Annotated in this window: 17 protein-coding genes; 10 read left to right on the forward strand and 7 right to left on the reverse strand. The window is 46.5% G+C overall.

Annotated elements, in window-relative coordinates; all coding sequences use genetic code 11:
• Positions 1 to 107 precede the first annotated feature (107 nt).
• The 6 genes from FU659_RS17010 to FU659_RS17035 are packed head-to-tail and all read left to right on the forward strand — an operon-like array spanning position 108 to position 5240.
• Positions 108 to 1166: a hypothetical protein gene (locus tag FU659_RS17010; protein WP_147948666.1), complete on the forward strand. Its 1059-nt coding sequence runs from the start codon at positions 108 to 110 to the stop codon at positions 1164 to 1166.
• Positions 1159 to 1812: a DUF4129 domain-containing protein gene (locus FU659_RS17015; protein ID WP_187274201.1), complete on the forward strand. Its 654-nt coding sequence runs from the start codon at positions 1159 to 1161 to the stop codon at positions 1810 to 1812. Before FU659_RS17010 ends, FU659_RS17015 begins: the two co-directional genes overlap by 8 nt.
• Positions 1796 to 2161 carry a DUF4350 domain-containing protein gene (locus FU659_RS17020; RefSeq protein WP_187274202.1) on the forward strand — a complete coding sequence of 122 codons (366 nt, stop codon included), beginning with the start codon at positions 1796 to 1798 and terminating at the stop codon, positions 2159 to 2161. Before FU659_RS17015 ends, FU659_RS17020 begins: the two co-directional genes overlap by 17 nt.
• 8 nt (positions 2162 to 2169) lie before the next feature.
• Positions 2170 to 2967, forward strand: a complete 798-nt coding sequence (locus FU659_RS17025; RefSeq protein ID WP_147948669.1) for a hypothetical protein — start codon at positions 2170 to 2172, stop codon at positions 2965 to 2967.
• Positions 2968 to 2995: 28 nt separating this feature from the next.
• The gene (locus FU659_RS17030) at positions 2996 to 3916 is read left to right on the forward strand and encodes an AAA family ATPase (RefSeq protein WP_147948670.1); all 921 of its coding nucleotides are present in this window, start codon (positions 2996 to 2998) and stop codon (positions 3914 to 3916) included.
• Positions 3867 to 5240, forward strand: coding sequence for a DUF58 domain-containing protein (locus FU659_RS17035; protein ID WP_147948671.1), 1374 nt, complete (start codon positions 3867 to 3869; stop codon positions 5238 to 5240). The genes FU659_RS17030 and FU659_RS17035 overlap by 50 nt, the downstream gene beginning before the upstream one ends.
• Here FU659_RS17035 and FU659_RS17040 read toward each other — a convergent pair.
• Positions 5235 to 6206 (reverse strand): stage II sporulation protein M, encoded by a 972-nt coding sequence (locus tag FU659_RS17040; RefSeq protein ID WP_147948672.1) that lies wholly within the window; start codon positions 6204 to 6206, stop codon positions 5235 to 5237. The two genes, FU659_RS17035 and FU659_RS17040, sit on opposite strands and share 6 nt — an antisense overlap.
• A gap of 139 nt (positions 6207 to 6345) precedes the next feature.
• Here FU659_RS17040 and FU659_RS17045 point away from each other — a divergent pair, with 139 nt between their 5' ends.
• From FU659_RS17045 to FU659_RS17055, 3 genes are all read left to right on the forward strand, one after another.
• On the forward strand, positions 6346 to 7143 hold the full coding sequence (locus FU659_RS17045; protein WP_147948673.1) for an RDD family protein: 798 nt from the start codon (positions 6346 to 6348) through the stop codon (positions 7141 to 7143).
• Positions 7144 to 7167: 24 nt separating this feature from the next.
• Positions 7168 to 7848: a Rossmann-fold NAD(P)-binding domain-containing protein gene (locus FU659_RS17050; protein ID WP_147948674.1), complete on the forward strand. Its 681-nt coding sequence runs from the start codon at positions 7168 to 7170 to the stop codon at positions 7846 to 7848.
• A gap of 86 nt (positions 7849 to 7934) precedes the next feature.
• The gene (locus FU659_RS17055; RefSeq protein ID WP_147948675.1) at positions 7935 to 8780 is read left to right on the forward strand and encodes a polysaccharide deacetylase family protein; all 846 of its coding nucleotides are present in this window, start codon (positions 7935 to 7937) and stop codon (positions 8778 to 8780) included.
• A gap of 613 nt (positions 8781 to 9393) precedes the next feature.
• Here FU659_RS17055 and FU659_RS17060 read toward each other — a convergent pair.
• On the reverse strand, positions 9394 to 10248 hold the full coding sequence (locus FU659_RS17060) for an AraC family transcriptional regulator (protein WP_147948676.1): 855 nt from the start codon (positions 10246 to 10248) through the stop codon (positions 9394 to 9396).
• Between the two features lie 155 nt (positions 10249 to 10403).
• On the opposite strand from FU659_RS17060, the gene melA reads away from it, so the two are divergent.
• Positions 10404 to 11702: an alpha-glucosidase/alpha-galactosidase gene (gene melA / locus FU659_RS17065; protein WP_147948677.1), complete on the forward strand. Its 1299-nt coding sequence runs from the start codon at positions 10404 to 10406 to the stop codon at positions 11700 to 11702.
• A 60-nt stretch (positions 11703 to 11762) separates the two neighbouring features.
• Here melA and FU659_RS17070 read toward each other — a convergent pair whose 3' ends face one another.
• The 5 genes from FU659_RS17070 to FU659_RS17085 form a co-directional block, all read right to left on the reverse strand.
• Positions 11763 to 12080: a dehydrogenase gene (locus tag FU659_RS17070; protein WP_147948678.1), complete on the reverse strand. Its 318-nt coding sequence runs from the start codon at positions 12078 to 12080 to the stop codon at positions 11763 to 11765.
• 98 nt (positions 12081 to 12178) lie between these two features.
• Positions 12179 to 12727 carry an MMPL family transporter gene (locus FU659_RS37265; protein ID WP_261807875.1) on the reverse strand — a complete coding sequence of 183 codons (549 nt, stop codon included), beginning with the start codon at positions 12725 to 12727 and terminating at the stop codon, positions 12179 to 12181.
• Complete coding sequence (locus tag FU659_RS37270; protein ID WP_261807876.1) at positions 12714 to 13622, reverse strand: MMPL family transporter; 909 nt, start codon at positions 13620 to 13622, stop codon at positions 12714 to 12716. Before FU659_RS37270 ends, FU659_RS37265 begins: the two co-directional genes overlap by 14 nt.
• A 73-nt stretch (positions 13623 to 13695) precedes the next feature.
• Positions 13696 to 15075 (reverse strand): sensor histidine kinase, encoded by a 1380-nt coding sequence (locus FU659_RS17080; protein WP_147948679.1) that lies wholly within the window; start codon positions 15073 to 15075, stop codon positions 13696 to 13698.
• On the reverse strand, positions 15072 to 15752 hold the full coding sequence (locus FU659_RS17085; RefSeq protein WP_147948680.1) for a response regulator transcription factor: 681 nt from the start codon (positions 15750 to 15752) through the stop codon (positions 15072 to 15074). The genes FU659_RS17080 and FU659_RS17085 overlap by 4 nt, the downstream gene beginning before the upstream one ends.
• Between the last annotated feature and the right edge of the window lie 114 nt (positions 15753 to 15866).

A 15866-nucleotide genomic window follows, 5' to 3' on the forward strand; every position in this document is an offset into this window, starting at 1 on the left:
GCTTGATTAAAATATGTTTTCCCTATAATTTAGGTGGTCAGATATCTGTTTGTTTAGTGTATAATAGGCAGAGGGTAATGGAATTGCCAACTTTTAGGGGGTTTATCATGTCAAATGTAATGTTAAGGCCAATGGGAATTGGAAGGATTTTAGATCGCAGCTTTCTGTTATATCGGAAGTATTTTGTGACACTCATGCTGATAATGCTAATCTTATACGGGCCGTTCTATTTGCTTCAGCATCTTCTTACGTATCAAGAAACTGCGGCGGTGACAACTACTTCTTTACTCGATCAAATTCGCTCAGGCAGCTCATGGCAAGATATTTTGGAATCGGGCTCTTTCATCCAAAATAGGCCATCAACCGCAGATGTTTGGAAAATGATGGTTTTAGTTATTGTTTTAGTCCCCGTGTTCATTTTAGGCCTGATGCCGGTTTCGGTTGCTGCTGTTGTTCATCTGGTACGAGCAAGCTTATTTGGAGAAGAAATCCCCGGTGTAGGGCAGTTATTAAAGAAATCATTTCGCCGTTTTTGGCCGTTAGTAGGAAGCACTTTACTTGATCTGTTAATTATTTTCGGATTATACATAGGTATTATCATTATCTTTTTCATTATTGCTTTTGTCTTATCCATTGGCGGAATCATATCCAACTCCATAGGCGGATTTGGAGCGGGTGCAGCCGTGTTTGCGATCATTTTCGGTATCCTGATTGGACTAGGGTTTATTATCGGTCTATCCTATTTCATCATTCGATGGTGCTATTATTTGCCTATTGTTGCGCTTGGTGAAAATCCAATTGGGCTGAATGGCAGTTGGAGATTGACGCGGAACAATTTCTGGCGCCTTTTTTTGATGTTCTTTGTGTTTATACTTATCGTTTATTTATTCCTTGGTGTAAGCCAATTGATTATTGCTGCTGTTTTTGGATTAGGATTATGGTCTCAACTCTTGCAAAGTTTACTCTCTATTTTAGTCGCGCCGCTCTGGATATTGCCTTATGCCATTAGCTTCTTTGATCTAAAGGTTCGCAATGAGGGCCTTGGTCTGGAATCTTTAATTCAAAATACGATCTATCCTTCATCGAGCGAACCGAAGGAAGAACTGGAGCCTTTTGACCCGTTTGATGATCCACGTCCAATCGATTTGGATAAAAAAAATGAATAGTATGGCTTCAGCCCTTACTTTGCAAGAAGATAAAGAACAACTGCAGCAAATATTAAAGCAAGATGAGTATACAGCTTATTATGCGAAAGAACACGGCTCGTTCTGGGCTTGGCTTAAGCCATTCTTTAACAAAATACGCAGCTGGTTCCCGCATTTTCAGGTATCTGACACTGTCACAGATTGGCTTTCTATCGGTGTTGTGGTTGTACTTATCGGAATATCGGCGTTTGCTATTTACTGGTTCCTAAAGCAGATCATTTGGAGACGGCGGGTTCAATTGGAAACATACCTGCCAAAAGGGGAACTAAGCCGATCCTACGATTATTATTGGCAAAAAGCAGCGGAACTTCGAGAAGTTCAGGACTGGAGGGAGGGCGTGCGCTCCGTATTTCTCTCCCTGCTGTTTTTTTTGGAAGCGAAGCACACCATTCGTGTAGAGAAATGGAAGACAAACTGGGAATATGCTGAGGAGCTGTCTGGAACAGCCTCCTCGTTAATCCCTTTGTTTCACGATAGCTCCCTTTTGTTTGAGCGGATTTGGTATGGCAAGGAAGAAGTAACCGAAGAGCAATTTGCTATCATGTATGATCAGGTTGCCGGCGTTATTGGCAGGAAGGAGGGCTTCACACATGAAAAAGCTAAATAAGCTGCATGTGGGACTAGCACTCAGCATTCTGCTCTTTCTTGGTTTGGGGGGTTGGCTGGTAAAGCCGAAGCTTCCCGATCAGCCTCCATACCTGTCTTTCTCATCTGACATTGATGGGGCCAAAGCATGGCGTGAACTTTTGAGTAAGAAGCAGCAAGCGGTGAAGGAGTGGCATTTGAGCTGGAAGGATCTCCCTGCCAATCGTGCCATGCTGCTCGTTGCTATTCAGCCGTCTGCAGTATCGAAGGCAGATCGCGAGCAGCTTTTGAAATGGGTTCGTCAAGGAAATGATGTTATTTTATTTGATCGCAATCCCGAAGGCTGGGAACTTGGCAGACTGTACATGTGAATGGCAGCTTGGAAGCAGCGAAGAACAAAGATGAGGTAATCGGGAACATAGACATTTCAACGATCATCGTGCAGTCTGATTTTACGCCAGCTGATGGTTTGTTGAAGGGTGAGGTGGATACAGGTTATCGTATAAAGCCCGGAGATCAGGGGCAGGTGCTGTTCCAAGATGAACGCGGCGTGCTCGCCAGCCGCTATCTGGAAGGTACGGGCAGCATAACTGTGGTGCTGACCCCGAACTGGATGCTCAATGGGACGATTGACAAGGAGTCCCATTTCGAATTGATTTGGCCGCTGTTCGCGAAGTCATGGGACGCTGTGTGGGTCGATGAGACCCATCACGGCCTCGTGAAGAAGCCCGGACTGCTGGCGATTTATCCTGTGTGGCTTGTGTTCGCGAGCGTGCAGCTTGGTCTGGCGCTGCTGCTGTGGCTCTGGCTGCGCGGCAAGCGCTTCGGTCCCGTCTACACGCCGCGGGCGTGGACGGTTCGTCGCGGCGACGAGGGCTTGCAAGCCGTCGCCGCTTGGTATGAGCGCCTCGGCTATCGCGAGGAGGCGCTTGCGCACCAGCAGCAGCTCCTGCGGCAGCTGCTGCAACAGCGCTGGGGGCTCAGCCCCAGCGCAAGCGTTGCCCAGGCGGCTGAAGCTGCGCGCAGCCGCTGGCCCGAGGCGCAGGCGGCGCAGCTTGCCCGCCTGCTGGAAGAGCCGCCGGCCGCAGGCGGCGGCATGGCCGAGCCCCGCGCTGCGAAGCAGCGGGGCGTAAGCGCCAAAGCGTTCGTGCAGCGACGCGAGAGATGGGCGACATGATAGCCTACTTAGAGAAGGAGTGAGCGCAATGAATGAAATCATTCAATCGATGGAGCAGCGCCTGTTCGGACAGAAGCTGAACATCCGTCTGCTTGTTACCGCTTTGTTAGCTGGCGGTCATGTGCTGCTGGAAGGGGTGCCGGGTCTCGGGAAAACTAAGATGGCGCGCACCTTGGCCGAATTGTCAGGCAGTGAATACCGCCGTATCCAATTTACGCCCGATTTGATGCCCGGGGACATTACCGGCAGCGTCATTTATCATATGCAGGATCAATCGTTTACCACGATTCAAGGACCTATATTTACCAATATTTTACTTGCTGATGAAATTAACCGTTCAGGACCGAAAACGCAAGCAGCGCTGCTTGAAGCGATGGAGGAGCACCAAGTTACCATTCAGGGCAATACCTACAAGCTGCCCAATCCCTTCTTCGTTATCGCTACGCAAAATCCCGTTGAGTATGAAGGGACATATGCACTTCCTGAAGCTCAGCTGGATCGATTCCTGTTCAAGCTTGTGTTGGATTATCCAGGAGAGGAAGCGGAAACCGAAATTCTTCGCCGCCACGTGCCCTTTCATCAACAGCGCGAGGAAGCTCTGCCTGCTATTCTCACGCCTGAGCGAATTACGGACCTGCAGAGCAAGCTGACAGATGTTATTGTTGAGGATTCCTTACTTGCCTACATGACCACGATCATTCGTAAAACCCGTGAATCCAAGCGCGTGCAATTGGGCGCAAGTCCGCGAGCAGGGATTGCTTTGTTGATGGCCAGTAAAGCTTGGGCTTTGCTCGAAGGTCGGACCTATGTGACACCTGATGATATTAAGCTTATAGCGCGGCCTGTATTGAGGCATAGGCTCCTGCTGACACCGCAAGCGGAATTGGAGGGCGGAACCAGTGACCAAATCATCCAAGAGACGCTCGGCTCCATTCCGGTTCCTCGATAAACTTTTTTTAAAGGATTTCATTCTGCCGACAGGCCGATTCATTACGCTTGTCTTGATCGGTGTTGTGTTGACACTCATCGGTTCGTTGTTTGGGGTATCTTTCCCCGTGTTCTGCAGCTATAATGCGCTGCTCATCGTGTTGAGCGCGATTGATCTTTGGCTGCTGCCCCAACGACGTGTATGGACGATTCGCCGCATACTACCCGACCAAGCGGATGTGCGCAACAACTTTGAAGTCACTCTTGAGCTTGTAACAAGCGAGCAGCACATGGTTCATGTCGAGTTGATGGATGATCTGCCCCTTACCTTTAGCTCGGTACGTCATGGACTAAGCGGTTCTTTCAGGGGAACAGCGGCTACATATGGGTATACAACTCGGGCTTTGGAAAGAGGAAGATATGAGCTCAAGCACGTATACCTGCGTTACCATGGGGGAATCGGGTTTTGGAAGAAGCAAGTGCTTCTGGAACAGGCAGATACGATTGAAATATTTCCTGATTTATCTCAGGTGCGGGAAGTGCTCGGCGCGGTCCAGGATGCTTTGATTCTCGAAGGCCATCGACTGTTCAAAAAACAGCGCAGCGGCTCTGAATTTCATTACATCCGCGATTATGTCCAGGGTGATGATATTCGGCACATCAATTGGAAAGCGTCTGCGCGTACGACCAAGCTGATGACGAACCTGTATCAACCGGAAAAAGGGAAAATTGTGACGCTCGTGCTGGACTGTGGCCGACAAATGGCTGTTGAGCTAGAAGGGCAAGTGAAGTTGGACAGGACGCTGGAAGCCGCCTTAACCTTAGCCGCAGTTGCCCTTAAACAAGGGGATCAAGTGGCGCTGATCGCGTATTCCAGTCAAATCAAAGTGTATGTTCCTCCGGGCAAAGGACTGATTCACCTGCAGCAGTTAACACGGGCCGTCTTTGATCTGAAGACAGATTTTGTTGAATCGAATACCCAGATTGCGTTCTCGCATGTGCTGCGTTTTTTGAAAAAGCGTTCGTTGATCGTTTTATTTTCCGATATGGAGAGCTATCTGTACGACGAGGAAATAATGCCTTATGTGGGACGGCTGCGTCGAGGCCATCACGTGCTCCTCTTATCTTTGCAGGATCCGCTGCTCCATCAATGGGTTCGCATTCGCGCAGAGGATAGCCGCCAAGCTTATCGTCAAAGTATCGCGCATAAATTTACGACAGATCGTCACGCTTATGCAACAAAAATGGCCGGTCAAGGTATCCCTGTGATGGATGTCCCTGCCGACCAATTGACGCTTAGCGCCGTTAATGTTTATTTGGATTTAAAATCTCGCGATCGCTTATAAGTTGGCTTGTTGGTGCTTCGCACGCTTGCTTACCCCATAGATGTAATAGAGCGCCAGTACGGCCAAGGTTAATCCGGCAATCAGATATTTGACCTCCAGTGACAATGTGGAAGGGGTAATATAGCCTTCAATGATTCCGGCAATGACGAACAAAGGAATGGTTCCGATAAGAAGCTGTGCGGATTCCTTGGCCGATTCCAAAAAGCGCATCTTGCGCGGAAAAGGTCCTGGCACGAAAAATCGATAACCCATATATAGACCGGCTCCGCCTGCAATGAAAATGGCCGTAAGCTCGATAATGCCATGAGGCAAAATATAGGCCCAGAATACATAGCTTTTCCCCGATTGCATGAAAACGGCAGCTAGGGCGCCGACCAGGAGTCCGTTGCTAATCATCAAATAGATCGTGCCAATCCCCAGCGTAACTCCGCTAATGAAAGCAAGGACGGCGACCCGGATATTATTCGTCATAATAGCGGTTGAAACGAGCGGGCTGTGGATATCCCCGCGGGGATCAGCTGTTTTGGTTGGATCTATGCCGTCAGCCATGCTGCCTGGCATGATCATATGCAGATTTAATGGATCGTTCCATACGGAAAGGAACCCAAGTAATCCGCCTAATAAGAATAGGAATAGGGCGAAGCCTACAAATAAACTACGCGCACGAATCAGGGACGGGAAATAATGCAGGAAAAATTCCTTCATTTGGGAGCTGCTTTTATTATTTTCCTGGTACATGGCATTATGGGCTTTAGCGACGAGATGATTTAAATAAATCGTCGTTTCACTCATAGGCAAGTGCGTTTGGAGGGTAGCCAGATGAGCGGAAGCTAATTTGTAAAGTTCCGTAAACCTGTTGAGATCGCTGGCTTGCAGGCGGCTCTTTCGCTTGCTGAGCGATACAAGAAGCTGCTCAAGCTCGCTCCAATGCGGTTTATGTTCTTTAATAAAACGTGAGATATCCATGGGGCCTCCTAAATGGTTCATAGGAAAACAGATCTTGTTAGGTGTTGTATGTGTGCTATTTGACAGATTTTTTGCTCTTATGTAGTGTATCATATCACGGAGTCCGTTTACCATAATTTTGAAATCAAAAGGAGCTGTTATGAACGAGTCTGTGGACAAAGAGCTGACCATTATTACACCCGAGCAGGTGCAATTGCAATTTCAAACGGCGGGAATCGGAAGCAGGGCGATAGCTCACTTATTGGATACCCTCCTACTATTCATTTTCAATGTAATTTTGTTTTTGTTCGCATTAGTAGTTAGTAGATTATATGTAGGAAATTGGCTGCCTGAAATGGCGGATTATTTGATTGCCATTGCTATTATTTTATTCGTATTATTAAACTTGGGATACTTTATTTGTACGGAAGCTTATATGGGGGGGCAAACGCCCGGCAAGAAAATGATGGGACTTCGCGTCCTTCAAAATAATGGTCAATCCGCAACCTTATTATCGATTCTGATTCGCAACTTGTTTCGCCTGCTGGATATGTTGCCTAGCGCTTATTTTCTGGGAGCCGTTTTTATTTTCTTCAGTGCCAGAGATAAGCGAGTCGGTGATATGGTAGCAGGAACGATTGTTATTATTGAAACGCGTGTGGAAGGTATGAAACGTCGACGTCAAATTGATAAAATGATCGTCAAAAGGAATTTCGCCGTCATTGAATTTCAATTAGAAGATGCCCTAAGACACAAAATTACATTAGCAGATTGGCAACTGCTGCAAGCCTGGATGGAACGGGTGCCCTCTATGCATCGTGTCCGCTTGCATGAGCTAGCCGTACCGATTGCTTTGCATTTTAGTGGAAAATTAGAACAGGATGCTCTGTACGCACAAGACCCGGTTGCTTATCTCATTGCCGTATACAAGAAAATTAGACAAGATTGGGAAGTGTAATCAGAGCTCTGAGGAGGTTCGGCGATGGGAAAAACAGCTATTGTGGCCGGTGGTACAGGACTGGTAGGTCATGAACTGATTCAACTTCTACTTCAAGATCGTATCTATGAAAAAGTGATTGCGATCGTCCGTACAAACATCCCAACGGCCGGTCTGGTTGGCCATGAAAAGCTGGTGCAATGGACGACTGACTATCGTCATCTAGAATCAGTTATCGATCCGTCCGTCGTAGAGCATTCACATGTATTTTGCACGTTGGGTACAACGATCAAGAAGGCCGGCACGCAAGAGCAATTTCGTAAGGTAGACTTTGAGTATCCCATGGAATTAGGGGAAATCGCGCTTAAATACGGAGCAGATGCCTTTGTGATTGTAACAGCAATGGGAGCTAATCGTCAGTCTTCTATTTTCTACAACAAGGTGAAGGGAGAAGTAGAAGAGGGGCTGCGTGGACTTGGCCTCCCTAGCCTATCTATCCTCCGTCCCTCACTTATTCTTGGCGATCGCCGGGAAGTGCGTATCGGAGAACGGATGGGATCTGCTGTCTCCCGTTTTCTGGCCCCTCTTATGATCGGGGGACTTCGGACGTATAGACCCATTCATGCGAGAACAATCGCCAATGGGTTAATAAAGGCAGCCCAATCAGGCGTAACCGGTGTGCGGGTGCTTACCTCAGCTGAAATAGCCAAGCTAAGTTCTCCCTAAATTTGCATAGAACATATAGTGAACTAATCATCTCTTTAATCGTCATATTAAGTAAATCAGCATTCCGATAGCAAGGTGGAACTTCTATGAAACATATCAAAAGTGTATTAACCGCATCTCTTGTCATCCTTTCGACGCTATCCGGATGTGAACAAAATTTACAGGCTGTACAGATGGACCCGCAACAACTGAACACAGCATCGGCAGCTCCCACCTCTTCAGCTTCCCCGCCCATCGCGGTGCAGACGCCTGTGAGTAGTCCCAAGGCAGATGAGCAAGCAGCTTTGGGACATGAGACAGGCTCGCCGAAAGAGGAACCCGTCGTTTCTGAGTCCCAGAAGGTCGTAAAGATATCTAATTTGAAGCCGATGTATACAGTGCCTAAGGGAACTGTAGCGATCACGATTGATGATGGACCGACGAAGGATACGGGAAAACTGTTAAGTATATTAAAAGAACAAAATACGCATGTCACCTTTTTTTTCTTGGGCCAAAACGCCAGCAAATATCATGAATCCGTTACACAAGCTGTCTATGAGGGGCACGAAGTGGGCTACCATTCGGACACTCATCCTCAAATGTCCAAGATGACGTTCGAGGAACAAGAAAAAGAGTTTAATACGGGGCTGGCGAAGCTCGTTATGTGGGATAAAAAGCCGGTTACGCTGTTTCGACCGCCATATGGCGCATACAATAACGATACAAAGCTCATTACCGAAGAGCATCATATGAATATGGTGCTTTGGAATGAAGATCCGAAGGATTGGTCATCGACAGACGCCTCCAAAATTGCGAAGAATGTTTTGTCGGAGGTGAAATCGGGGAGCATTATTGTGATGCACGATCATCCATCCACGATAGCGGCGTTACCCGAGATTATTAAGGGCATTAAAAGTAAAGGATTAAAGCTGGTCACGATTTCCAATCCTTAAGATGAGTCGAACAAAAACGGTTGGAGCCAACCATATCTCATTCCCTCTTCATGCACCAAAGTATACATCGGACAAAAGAACCTGAGGCAGAGCCAAGGCCACTGAAAAAGTTCCTTAAAAAATAGTGAAAAAGGGGTTCATCGTTAGAATCAGGGATTGACTTTAAACAATTAAGTTTGAATGGCCCTGTGAATTCGGATCCACCCGTTTTCACTACGATGGTAGAACGATTGCATAGGCAAGCGGACACAGCAGCCGTTATTTGCCCTTCATCCCTCGCCTTGCCCTTGCTTCCGGACATACGTTCCGTTAAGGGCAGAGAAATCGTAGACATCGGCCTTTTATTACTCGAATCACGGCGCTGATGTCCGCTAAGTTCCCAAATAGGTCATTCAAAACTTTAATAGCGGATCTACAGTCCGTTCATCCTTCGATTCGTTCATCATCCCGGCCCTCTTGCACTCTCTATACTTTTGTTAAAATGTTGAGCCTAAATAAGACGACTCTAAAATTCAAAAAATGAATTTGAGTCGTCTTTTTTGATACGACTATTTAATTCCTTCAGAAAGCGGAAGTTTTTCAGTGGCCTCGGTATAGCCTCAGGTTCTTCTCATTAGGCTTTCAGCTCCTTCCGATAAACGGAAGGCGCTTGACCGCTCCACTTGTGAAATTGTTTGGAGAAATAGAGGGCATCGTTGAAACCAACGGAGGATGCGATCTGATCAATCGTCATGGCTGTTTGAAGCAATAGCTTAGCGCGTTCCATCCGGATTTTGAATAAATACTGCATAGGGGCTAAGCCGGTGAATTGCTTGAACATTTTACACAAATAGGTTCTGTGATAACCAAGAGAATGCGCTAACTCTTCGATCGATACCTTCTGAGTATATTGCAGTTCCAAGTAGCGGATCGCTTGCCCAACTTGACGTTCAATATCCGATTCAGTTACGGGATTAACATGAATCTGCTGGTGATTCTGCTGTCCGAGCTCGCAAAGCAAGACACGGAGCCAACCTCCGGCTTCCATATCCTCAAGTGCAGGGTAAGCCGATTGTTGAAAGCTGGAGCGGATTCGCTGATAGAGTCGATGAAGGGAATGGAAGCTGTTCCCTTGAATGACGGCATTACTCAGTATGACGCCTGCCTGAGCGAGAGTCATTCCCGCTGAACGACCGGAGAAAGCAACCCATGTATAGTGCCATGGACGATCGGCGTCTGCTACATAACTGAATAACTCGCCGGGATAAATGATGAAGGTGTCCCCAGCCTTGCAAGGGTAAGTGCGATTATGCATCTCGAAGGTGCCTTCACCTGCGAGCACCGTGTGTATAAGGTAATAATCATGCACCGCTGGCCCCATTTTATGAAGAGGATTCGGTTTTCCTTCCCCGCTAAAAAGCACATATAGCTCGCTGGCGCTCTCGCAAGGGTTAATGCTTATGGTGAAATAGGAGTGATCAGGATTCATAGATGCCTCTTTATTTTCATTTATATTTTGCTAATAGAGTACCTGAATAAACTACAAATGTCCATATAGCAGTTCATTCAATCCATATGTTTGGCGGGTATTCTGCGTTATAGTGAAGCTAAGCAAGTAGAACATACTTTGGAGGAGATTCCTACATGTCGAAGATAACATTTCTAGGGGCAGGAAGCACTGTATTTGCTAAAAACGTACTTGGTGATTGTTTGTTAACCCCTGCTCTGCAAGGTTTTGAAATTGCTCTTTTTGATATTGACCATGAACGGCTGCAAGATTCAGCAAACATGTTGAATAACATCAAGAAAACGAGCGGCAGCACGTCAATCGTGAAAGCGTATACGGACCGGAAGGAAGCTCTTCGCGGGGCCAAATACGTCGTCAATGCGATACAAGTTGGGGGCTATGATCCTTGTACCATTACAGACTTTGAAATTCCGAAAAAGTATGGTTTGCGTCAGACAATCGCCGATACGATTGGGATTGGCGGTATTTTCCGCAATCTCCGTACGATTCCCGTTATGCTTGACTTCGCCGCTGACGTTCGCGAGATGTGTCCGAATGCTTTGTTCCTGAATTATACGAATCCGATGGCCGTACTGACGAATGTTATGAATACGTACGGTGGTGTTCGTACAGTTGGCTTGTGTCACAGCGTGCAGGCGTGTATTCCGCATTTATTTGACCACCTGGGGATCGATCAAGAGGGAGTCAAGGCTCAAATTGCCGGTATAAATCATATGGCCTGGCTGCTTGAAGTATCCAAAGACGGCGTTGATCTCTATCCGGAAATTAAGAAGCGGGCTGCCGAGAAACAAAAAGAGAAGCACCATGACATGGTGCGCTTCGAGTTAATGTTTAAATTCGGTCATTACATCACGGAATCGTCTGAGCACAGTGCTGAATACCACCCTTACTTCATTAAACGTAATTATCCGGAATTAATTGAACGCTTTAACATTCCGCTTGATGAATATCCACGCCGCTGTATTGAACAGATCAGCAAATGGAAACAGATGCGCGAAGATTTAGTGAATGATGCTAACTTGACCCATAAGCGTTCACATGAATACGCTTCTTATATTTTTGAGGCAATAGAAACGGACATTCCGTTCAAAATTGGCGGAAACGTCATGAATACAGGCTTAATCACGAACTTACCTCGTGAAGCCTGTGTAGAGGTTCCATGTCTCGTAGACCGTAACGGTGTCACGCCTACTTATGTAGGGGATCTGCCTCCGCAATTGGCGGCCCTTAACCGCACCAACATCAATACACAACTGCTCACGATTGAAGCGGCCATTACACGCAAACGCGAGCATATTTACCATGCAGCGATGCTGGATCCACATACTTCAGCCGAGCTCTCCATGGATGATATTGTGGCTATGTGCGATGAGCTTATCGAAGCACACGGGAAATGGCTGCCTGAATATGACTAGAAGGACATAGCAAAAAGAAGGTCGTGGCGTATGCGAAGCATACCCAAGGCCTTCTTTTTTTTATCCACCAAATGCATGGCGGAACGCATGGTTCAACTCATCGAGTTCGACATTCCAAATCGGAGCTATTTCCGGTCCTATATTCTCATCAAACCAATCGGAAAGGACTTTGCGATTGCTGCTGTTATCGATCACAAAGGGAAGGTTCAGCATGACCTTTTTCACATAAAGCTCTTCAGCCGCTTGAATTTGCTCAGGCGAAAGCCATATTTTCAAACGCTTCACTGTTCGGTAAAGTTCTTTGCTGCATGCCCTTCTAATCACTCGCGCAGTGGGGAACTGCTGTTTATGTTTTTCATTCTTTTTATGGGTGATCATTAGCTAAATCCACGCTCCTCTCTATGCTATGTGTATGCATAGAGAGGATGGAGGGCCACACGTGTCAGAAGTCTAAGGAGCCCAAGTTGGGCAAACCGTTACAATTCAACCGACCTGATTTGGTCGGCTAATTGTGAGTTTTCGCGAGGTGCCATATAAGTAAGCAGTGCAGGCAGCAGCATACCGCGGACAAGGAAGGTATCAATGAGAATACCTGACGCCATAGCAAAACCGAACAGCATAAGCTCTTGAAGAGGCTGAGTCATTAAGACACAGAAGGTAGCTGCAAGAACAATGCCTGCTGAGGAGATGACACCGCCCGTCAAAGCAACGCCACGTCTTACTGCTTCCCGCCATTCATAGATCCTAGCTTCTTCTTTGATGCGTGAGACTAACATAATATTATAATCCACGCCCAGAGCAATTAGGAATACAAAGGTATAGAGCGGCAATCGATAGCTATAAGCGTCGAAGCCAAAGCCATAATGGAAAACACTCCATAATAGACCCATAGTTGCGGCATAGGACAGCAGCATCGTTCCCATCATCGTTAGAGCTAGTTTAATTGAGCGGGATTGAAAAGCTAGCATGATGGTTATAAAAAGTGTGATAAGTGAAAAGGTGACGATCGTGTCACGACGATTCATTTAAAATAGGTTCAGCCACATGAGAAAATGCGGTTGTCATGGCCTCGTATTTGGAGCTGGTTTTGGTTAATTCTGCTCGGAAGCGAGCAACAATAAACAGGCAATAATCGGTTAAAACGGCAAATAGCAAAATCATCATAATCGAAAGGGACTGCTTTTCAACGAAAAACCAACCCCATTTGCCTCCTAGCCCGAGTAAGCGGTCTACGACTTGATAGACAACACCTGCAATGACGAGTGGCAGCAGAGCCAGCAGTGGGGAACGATAAATGACGATAAGGATAACCAAAATGAGACCAACCGTTGCAAACATTAAGACCAAATCTGCTTTTTTGAACAGCATAATCGTATCGGAGGAGATGCCTGCAGGTCCTGTTATCTCTAAGTGAACATCACCCATTCCGATTCGATCCGCATATTGTCTGATTTGCTGGAGCGTATCATAGATTTGACCTGATTCAAGCCCTTTTTGCAGCGAGGCTGTCAGAAGCACAGTCGTTTGGTCTTCTGAAAATAAAGTGTCCTGTTGTGTTTTGGACATTTGATGGAAAGGTAAGCTGGCAGAGATTTCAGCAGGTTTTTGAGAAGATGCTAACCATTCGCATATTTTCCCTATCCGATCGCGATCTTCTTGGGTGAGGGCTTTTTGTCCATGAAAGACGAGCAGCGCAGCTAAGCCATCTTGCGATGGGAACTGCTCCTTGAACAGCTGTTGGGCTATGGCTGACGGCGTATCTTCGTGGACGCTGCCTTCTCCGCCGCTGGCCGCATATTGTTTGGAGGATGGAGCGAATATAGAAAGCAAAATGATGAGGACAAGCCAACTGATAAGAACGATTTTGGCCCCTTTGGAGCTGCTGATGAGGCGGGACCAATTGTGTAAGAAACGATTCATAGGTATTCATACTCCTCTCTTGTATCTACAAAGAATTGTAGGGAAGGAGTATGAACGGATGATGAATGAAGGATTACACCCTAGGCAAATGGACTTCAAAGGTTGTTCCTTCGCCGAAAACACTGTGAGTTACAATGTGTCCGCCATGCAGCTCGATAATTTTCTTTACGATCGACAAGCCGAGACCGCTTCCTGCTCCGGTGCGATTCCTGGCCTTATCGGCCTTGTAGAAACGATCAAAAATATAGGGCAGCTCGGAGGCAGGTATGCCCATGCCGGTATCGCTAATCGCAACGACAATGTTTGTTTGTTGCTTCCGGATCTCGATCCGCAGTGTATCTTTTGGTTGAGCAAATTTAATACTGTTGGTAATGAAATTCAACCAAACCTGATGAAGAAGCTGGGAATCGGCTGTAATTTCGATTTCTGGCAATTCGAGCTCTATCGAGATTTCTTTCTCGGACCACTGCCACTCGCAAATGATTATGATTTGCCGGAGCTGTTCATCCAGACGATAGGTCGTACGTTTCACCACATTGTTTTCTTTATCTAGGGAGGCCAAGGTTAACAGCTGCTTGCTCAACGAAGATAAACGTTTGCTTTCTTCCCAAATGATTTGCAGGTATCGCTCTTTTTCCTCTTCTGTAGTCCCTTTATTGATAATGGACTGGGCAAATCCCTGGATGGAAGTCAGTGGAGATTGAATTTCGTGAGAAACATTGGCAACGAATTCTTGTCTCATATCATCGAGCTGCTTCAGCGATTGAGCCATTTGAGTGAAATCGCGCGCCAACACGCCAATTTCGTCTTTGCGGGATACGTCCATTTTCATTTGATAGTCTCCGCCGACGATTCGCTTGGTCGCTTCCGTTAGCTTTTTCACAGGCTTAACAATGTACTGTGAAAAAATGACGATCAGAGCAATGCTGAATAGAAAAGTTAGCCCTAACAGGAACGCCATTAAGATACGGACTTGTCCGATCTGCTGCTCCAAATTAGGTCTTACGAACAGCGCATAAGATTTTCCGTTGATCTGTAAGGGAAGTCCCACACTATTTTGAATACTGTTCTCAAAAAAGCCTGTCACCATTAAGAAATGCTTTTCATTCAAAATTCCCCGATACGTTTCTCCCGCTAAAACACGGCGAATTTGTTCGGGATCAATTTGGTTATGTTTAAATGGGCTCCCATAAGTCGTTCCTGCCAGTTGATCATTGACGAGATAAATTTGAAATCCCATATTTGCGACATGCGTGAAGTAGCTGGCTGGATCAACATCAGGCACTTGCTCATATAAGGTGCGTATTTCGCTGGCAATCGTCCATACTTTTTGTTCATTAGCCCCTTGTAATTTGACTAAATAATAGCCATTTGAGAGAAGAAGGGCGAACATGCTGCTAACCATGGCTATCAGAATAAAGGTGAGTACGATGCGGAAATATAAGGTTTTCAATGATCCCGGACCTCCAGTTTGTAGCCAAGCCCTCTTACAGTTGTTATGACGAAGTCATCCGTTTGATCGACAAACCTTTCCCGCAGCCGTTTAATATGGACATCAATGGTTCGGCTCCCCCCTTCATAATCGTTGCCCCAAAGTAGCTGCAAGAGCTGCTCCCGCGTAAAAATGCGGCCAGGATGGCTGGCCAGCTGTGCCAGCAGCTGGAATTCTTTGAGTGGAAGGAGTAAGGTGTCATCACCAATGTTCACTTCGTAGCTTTTACGATTGATAACGGTCTGGTTTAGTCTGATCATCTCAGAGGAAACAAGCTGGTAACGGCGCAATAAGGCCTTCGTACGAAATAATAATTCGGTAGGTTCGAAAGGCTTGACCATATAGTCATCCGTACCGGACAAGAACCCTTTTTCTTTATCTTCGATTTGACCTTTTGCTGTTAAAAGAATGACTGGAATATCATAATGCTCGCGGATTTCTGTGCACAGCTCCAAGCCGCCGCGGAGCGGCATCATAACATCGACAACCGCAAGATGGATTTGCTGCGTTTCTAGCACGTGTGAGGCTGCTTCTCCGTTATCTGCTTCAAAAACCATATAGCCTTCCTTGGAAAATAAGAAACGGAGCAGCTCCCTAATATGAGCATCATCATCAACAACCAGAATGTGAGTTAACAAAGCGGCATCCACCTTTTTACATAATTAGAGCTTGGCAACAGTGTAAACGAAATAAAGCCGCATTTCCACTGCCGGTTTCAGAACGGGCGCAACTTGTTCTGATTCAGGTAGGAA

This window comes from Paenibacillus sp. N3.4, assembly GCF_008017805.1.
In the GTDB taxonomy this organism is placed as follows: Bacteria; Bacillota; Bacilli; order Paenibacillales; family NBRC-103111; genus Paenibacillus_E.

Bases quoted from the DNA above. Each gene is read 5' to 3' on its own strand.
- FU659_RS17055 (WP_147948675.1), top strand. From the start codon at position 7,935: ATGAAACATATCAAAAGTGTATTAACCGCATCTCTTGTCATCCTTTCG.
- melA (WP_147948677.1), top strand. From the start codon at position 10,404: ATGTCGAAGATAACATTTCTAGGGGCAGGAAGCACTGTATTTGCTAAA.
- FU659_RS17040 (WP_147948672.1), bottom strand. From the start codon at position 6,206: ATGGATATCTCACGTTTTATTAAAGAACATAAACCGCATTGGAGCGAG.
- FU659_RS17045 (WP_147948673.1), top strand. From the start codon at position 6,346: ATGAACGAGTCTGTGGACAAAGAGCTGACCATTATTACACCCGAGCAG.
- FU659_RS17050 (WP_147948674.1), top strand. From the start codon at position 7,168: ATGGGAAAAACAGCTATTGTGGCCGGTGGTACAGGACTGGTAGGTCAT.
- FU659_RS37270 (WP_261807876.1), bottom strand. From the start codon at position 13,622: ATGAATCGTTTCTTACACAATTGGTCCCGCCTCATCAGCAGCTCCAAA.
- FU659_RS17060 (WP_147948676.1), bottom strand. From the start codon at position 10,248: ATGAATCCTGATCACTCCTATTTCACCATAAGCATTAACCCTTGCGAG.
- FU659_RS17070 (WP_147948678.1), bottom strand. From the start codon at position 12,080: ATGATCACCCATAAAAAGAATGAAAAACATAAACAGCAGTTCCCCACT.
- FU659_RS17015 (WP_187274201.1), top strand. From the start codon at position 1,159: ATGAATAGTATGGCTTCAGCCCTTACTTTGCAAGAAGATAAAGAACAA.
- FU659_RS17010 (WP_147948666.1), top strand. From the start codon at position 108: ATGTCAAATGTAATGTTAAGGCCAATGGGAATTGGAAGGATTTTAGAT.
- FU659_RS17020 (WP_187274202.1), top strand. From the start codon at position 1,796: ATGAAAAAGCTAAATAAGCTGCATGTGGGACTAGCACTCAGCATTCTG.
- FU659_RS37265 (WP_261807875.1), bottom strand. From the start codon at position 12,727: ATGAATCGTCGTGACACGATCGTCACCTTTTCACTTATCACACTTTTT.
- FU659_RS17030 (WP_147948670.1), top strand. From the start codon at position 2,996: ATGAATGAAATCATTCAATCGATGGAGCAGCGCCTGTTCGGACAGAAG.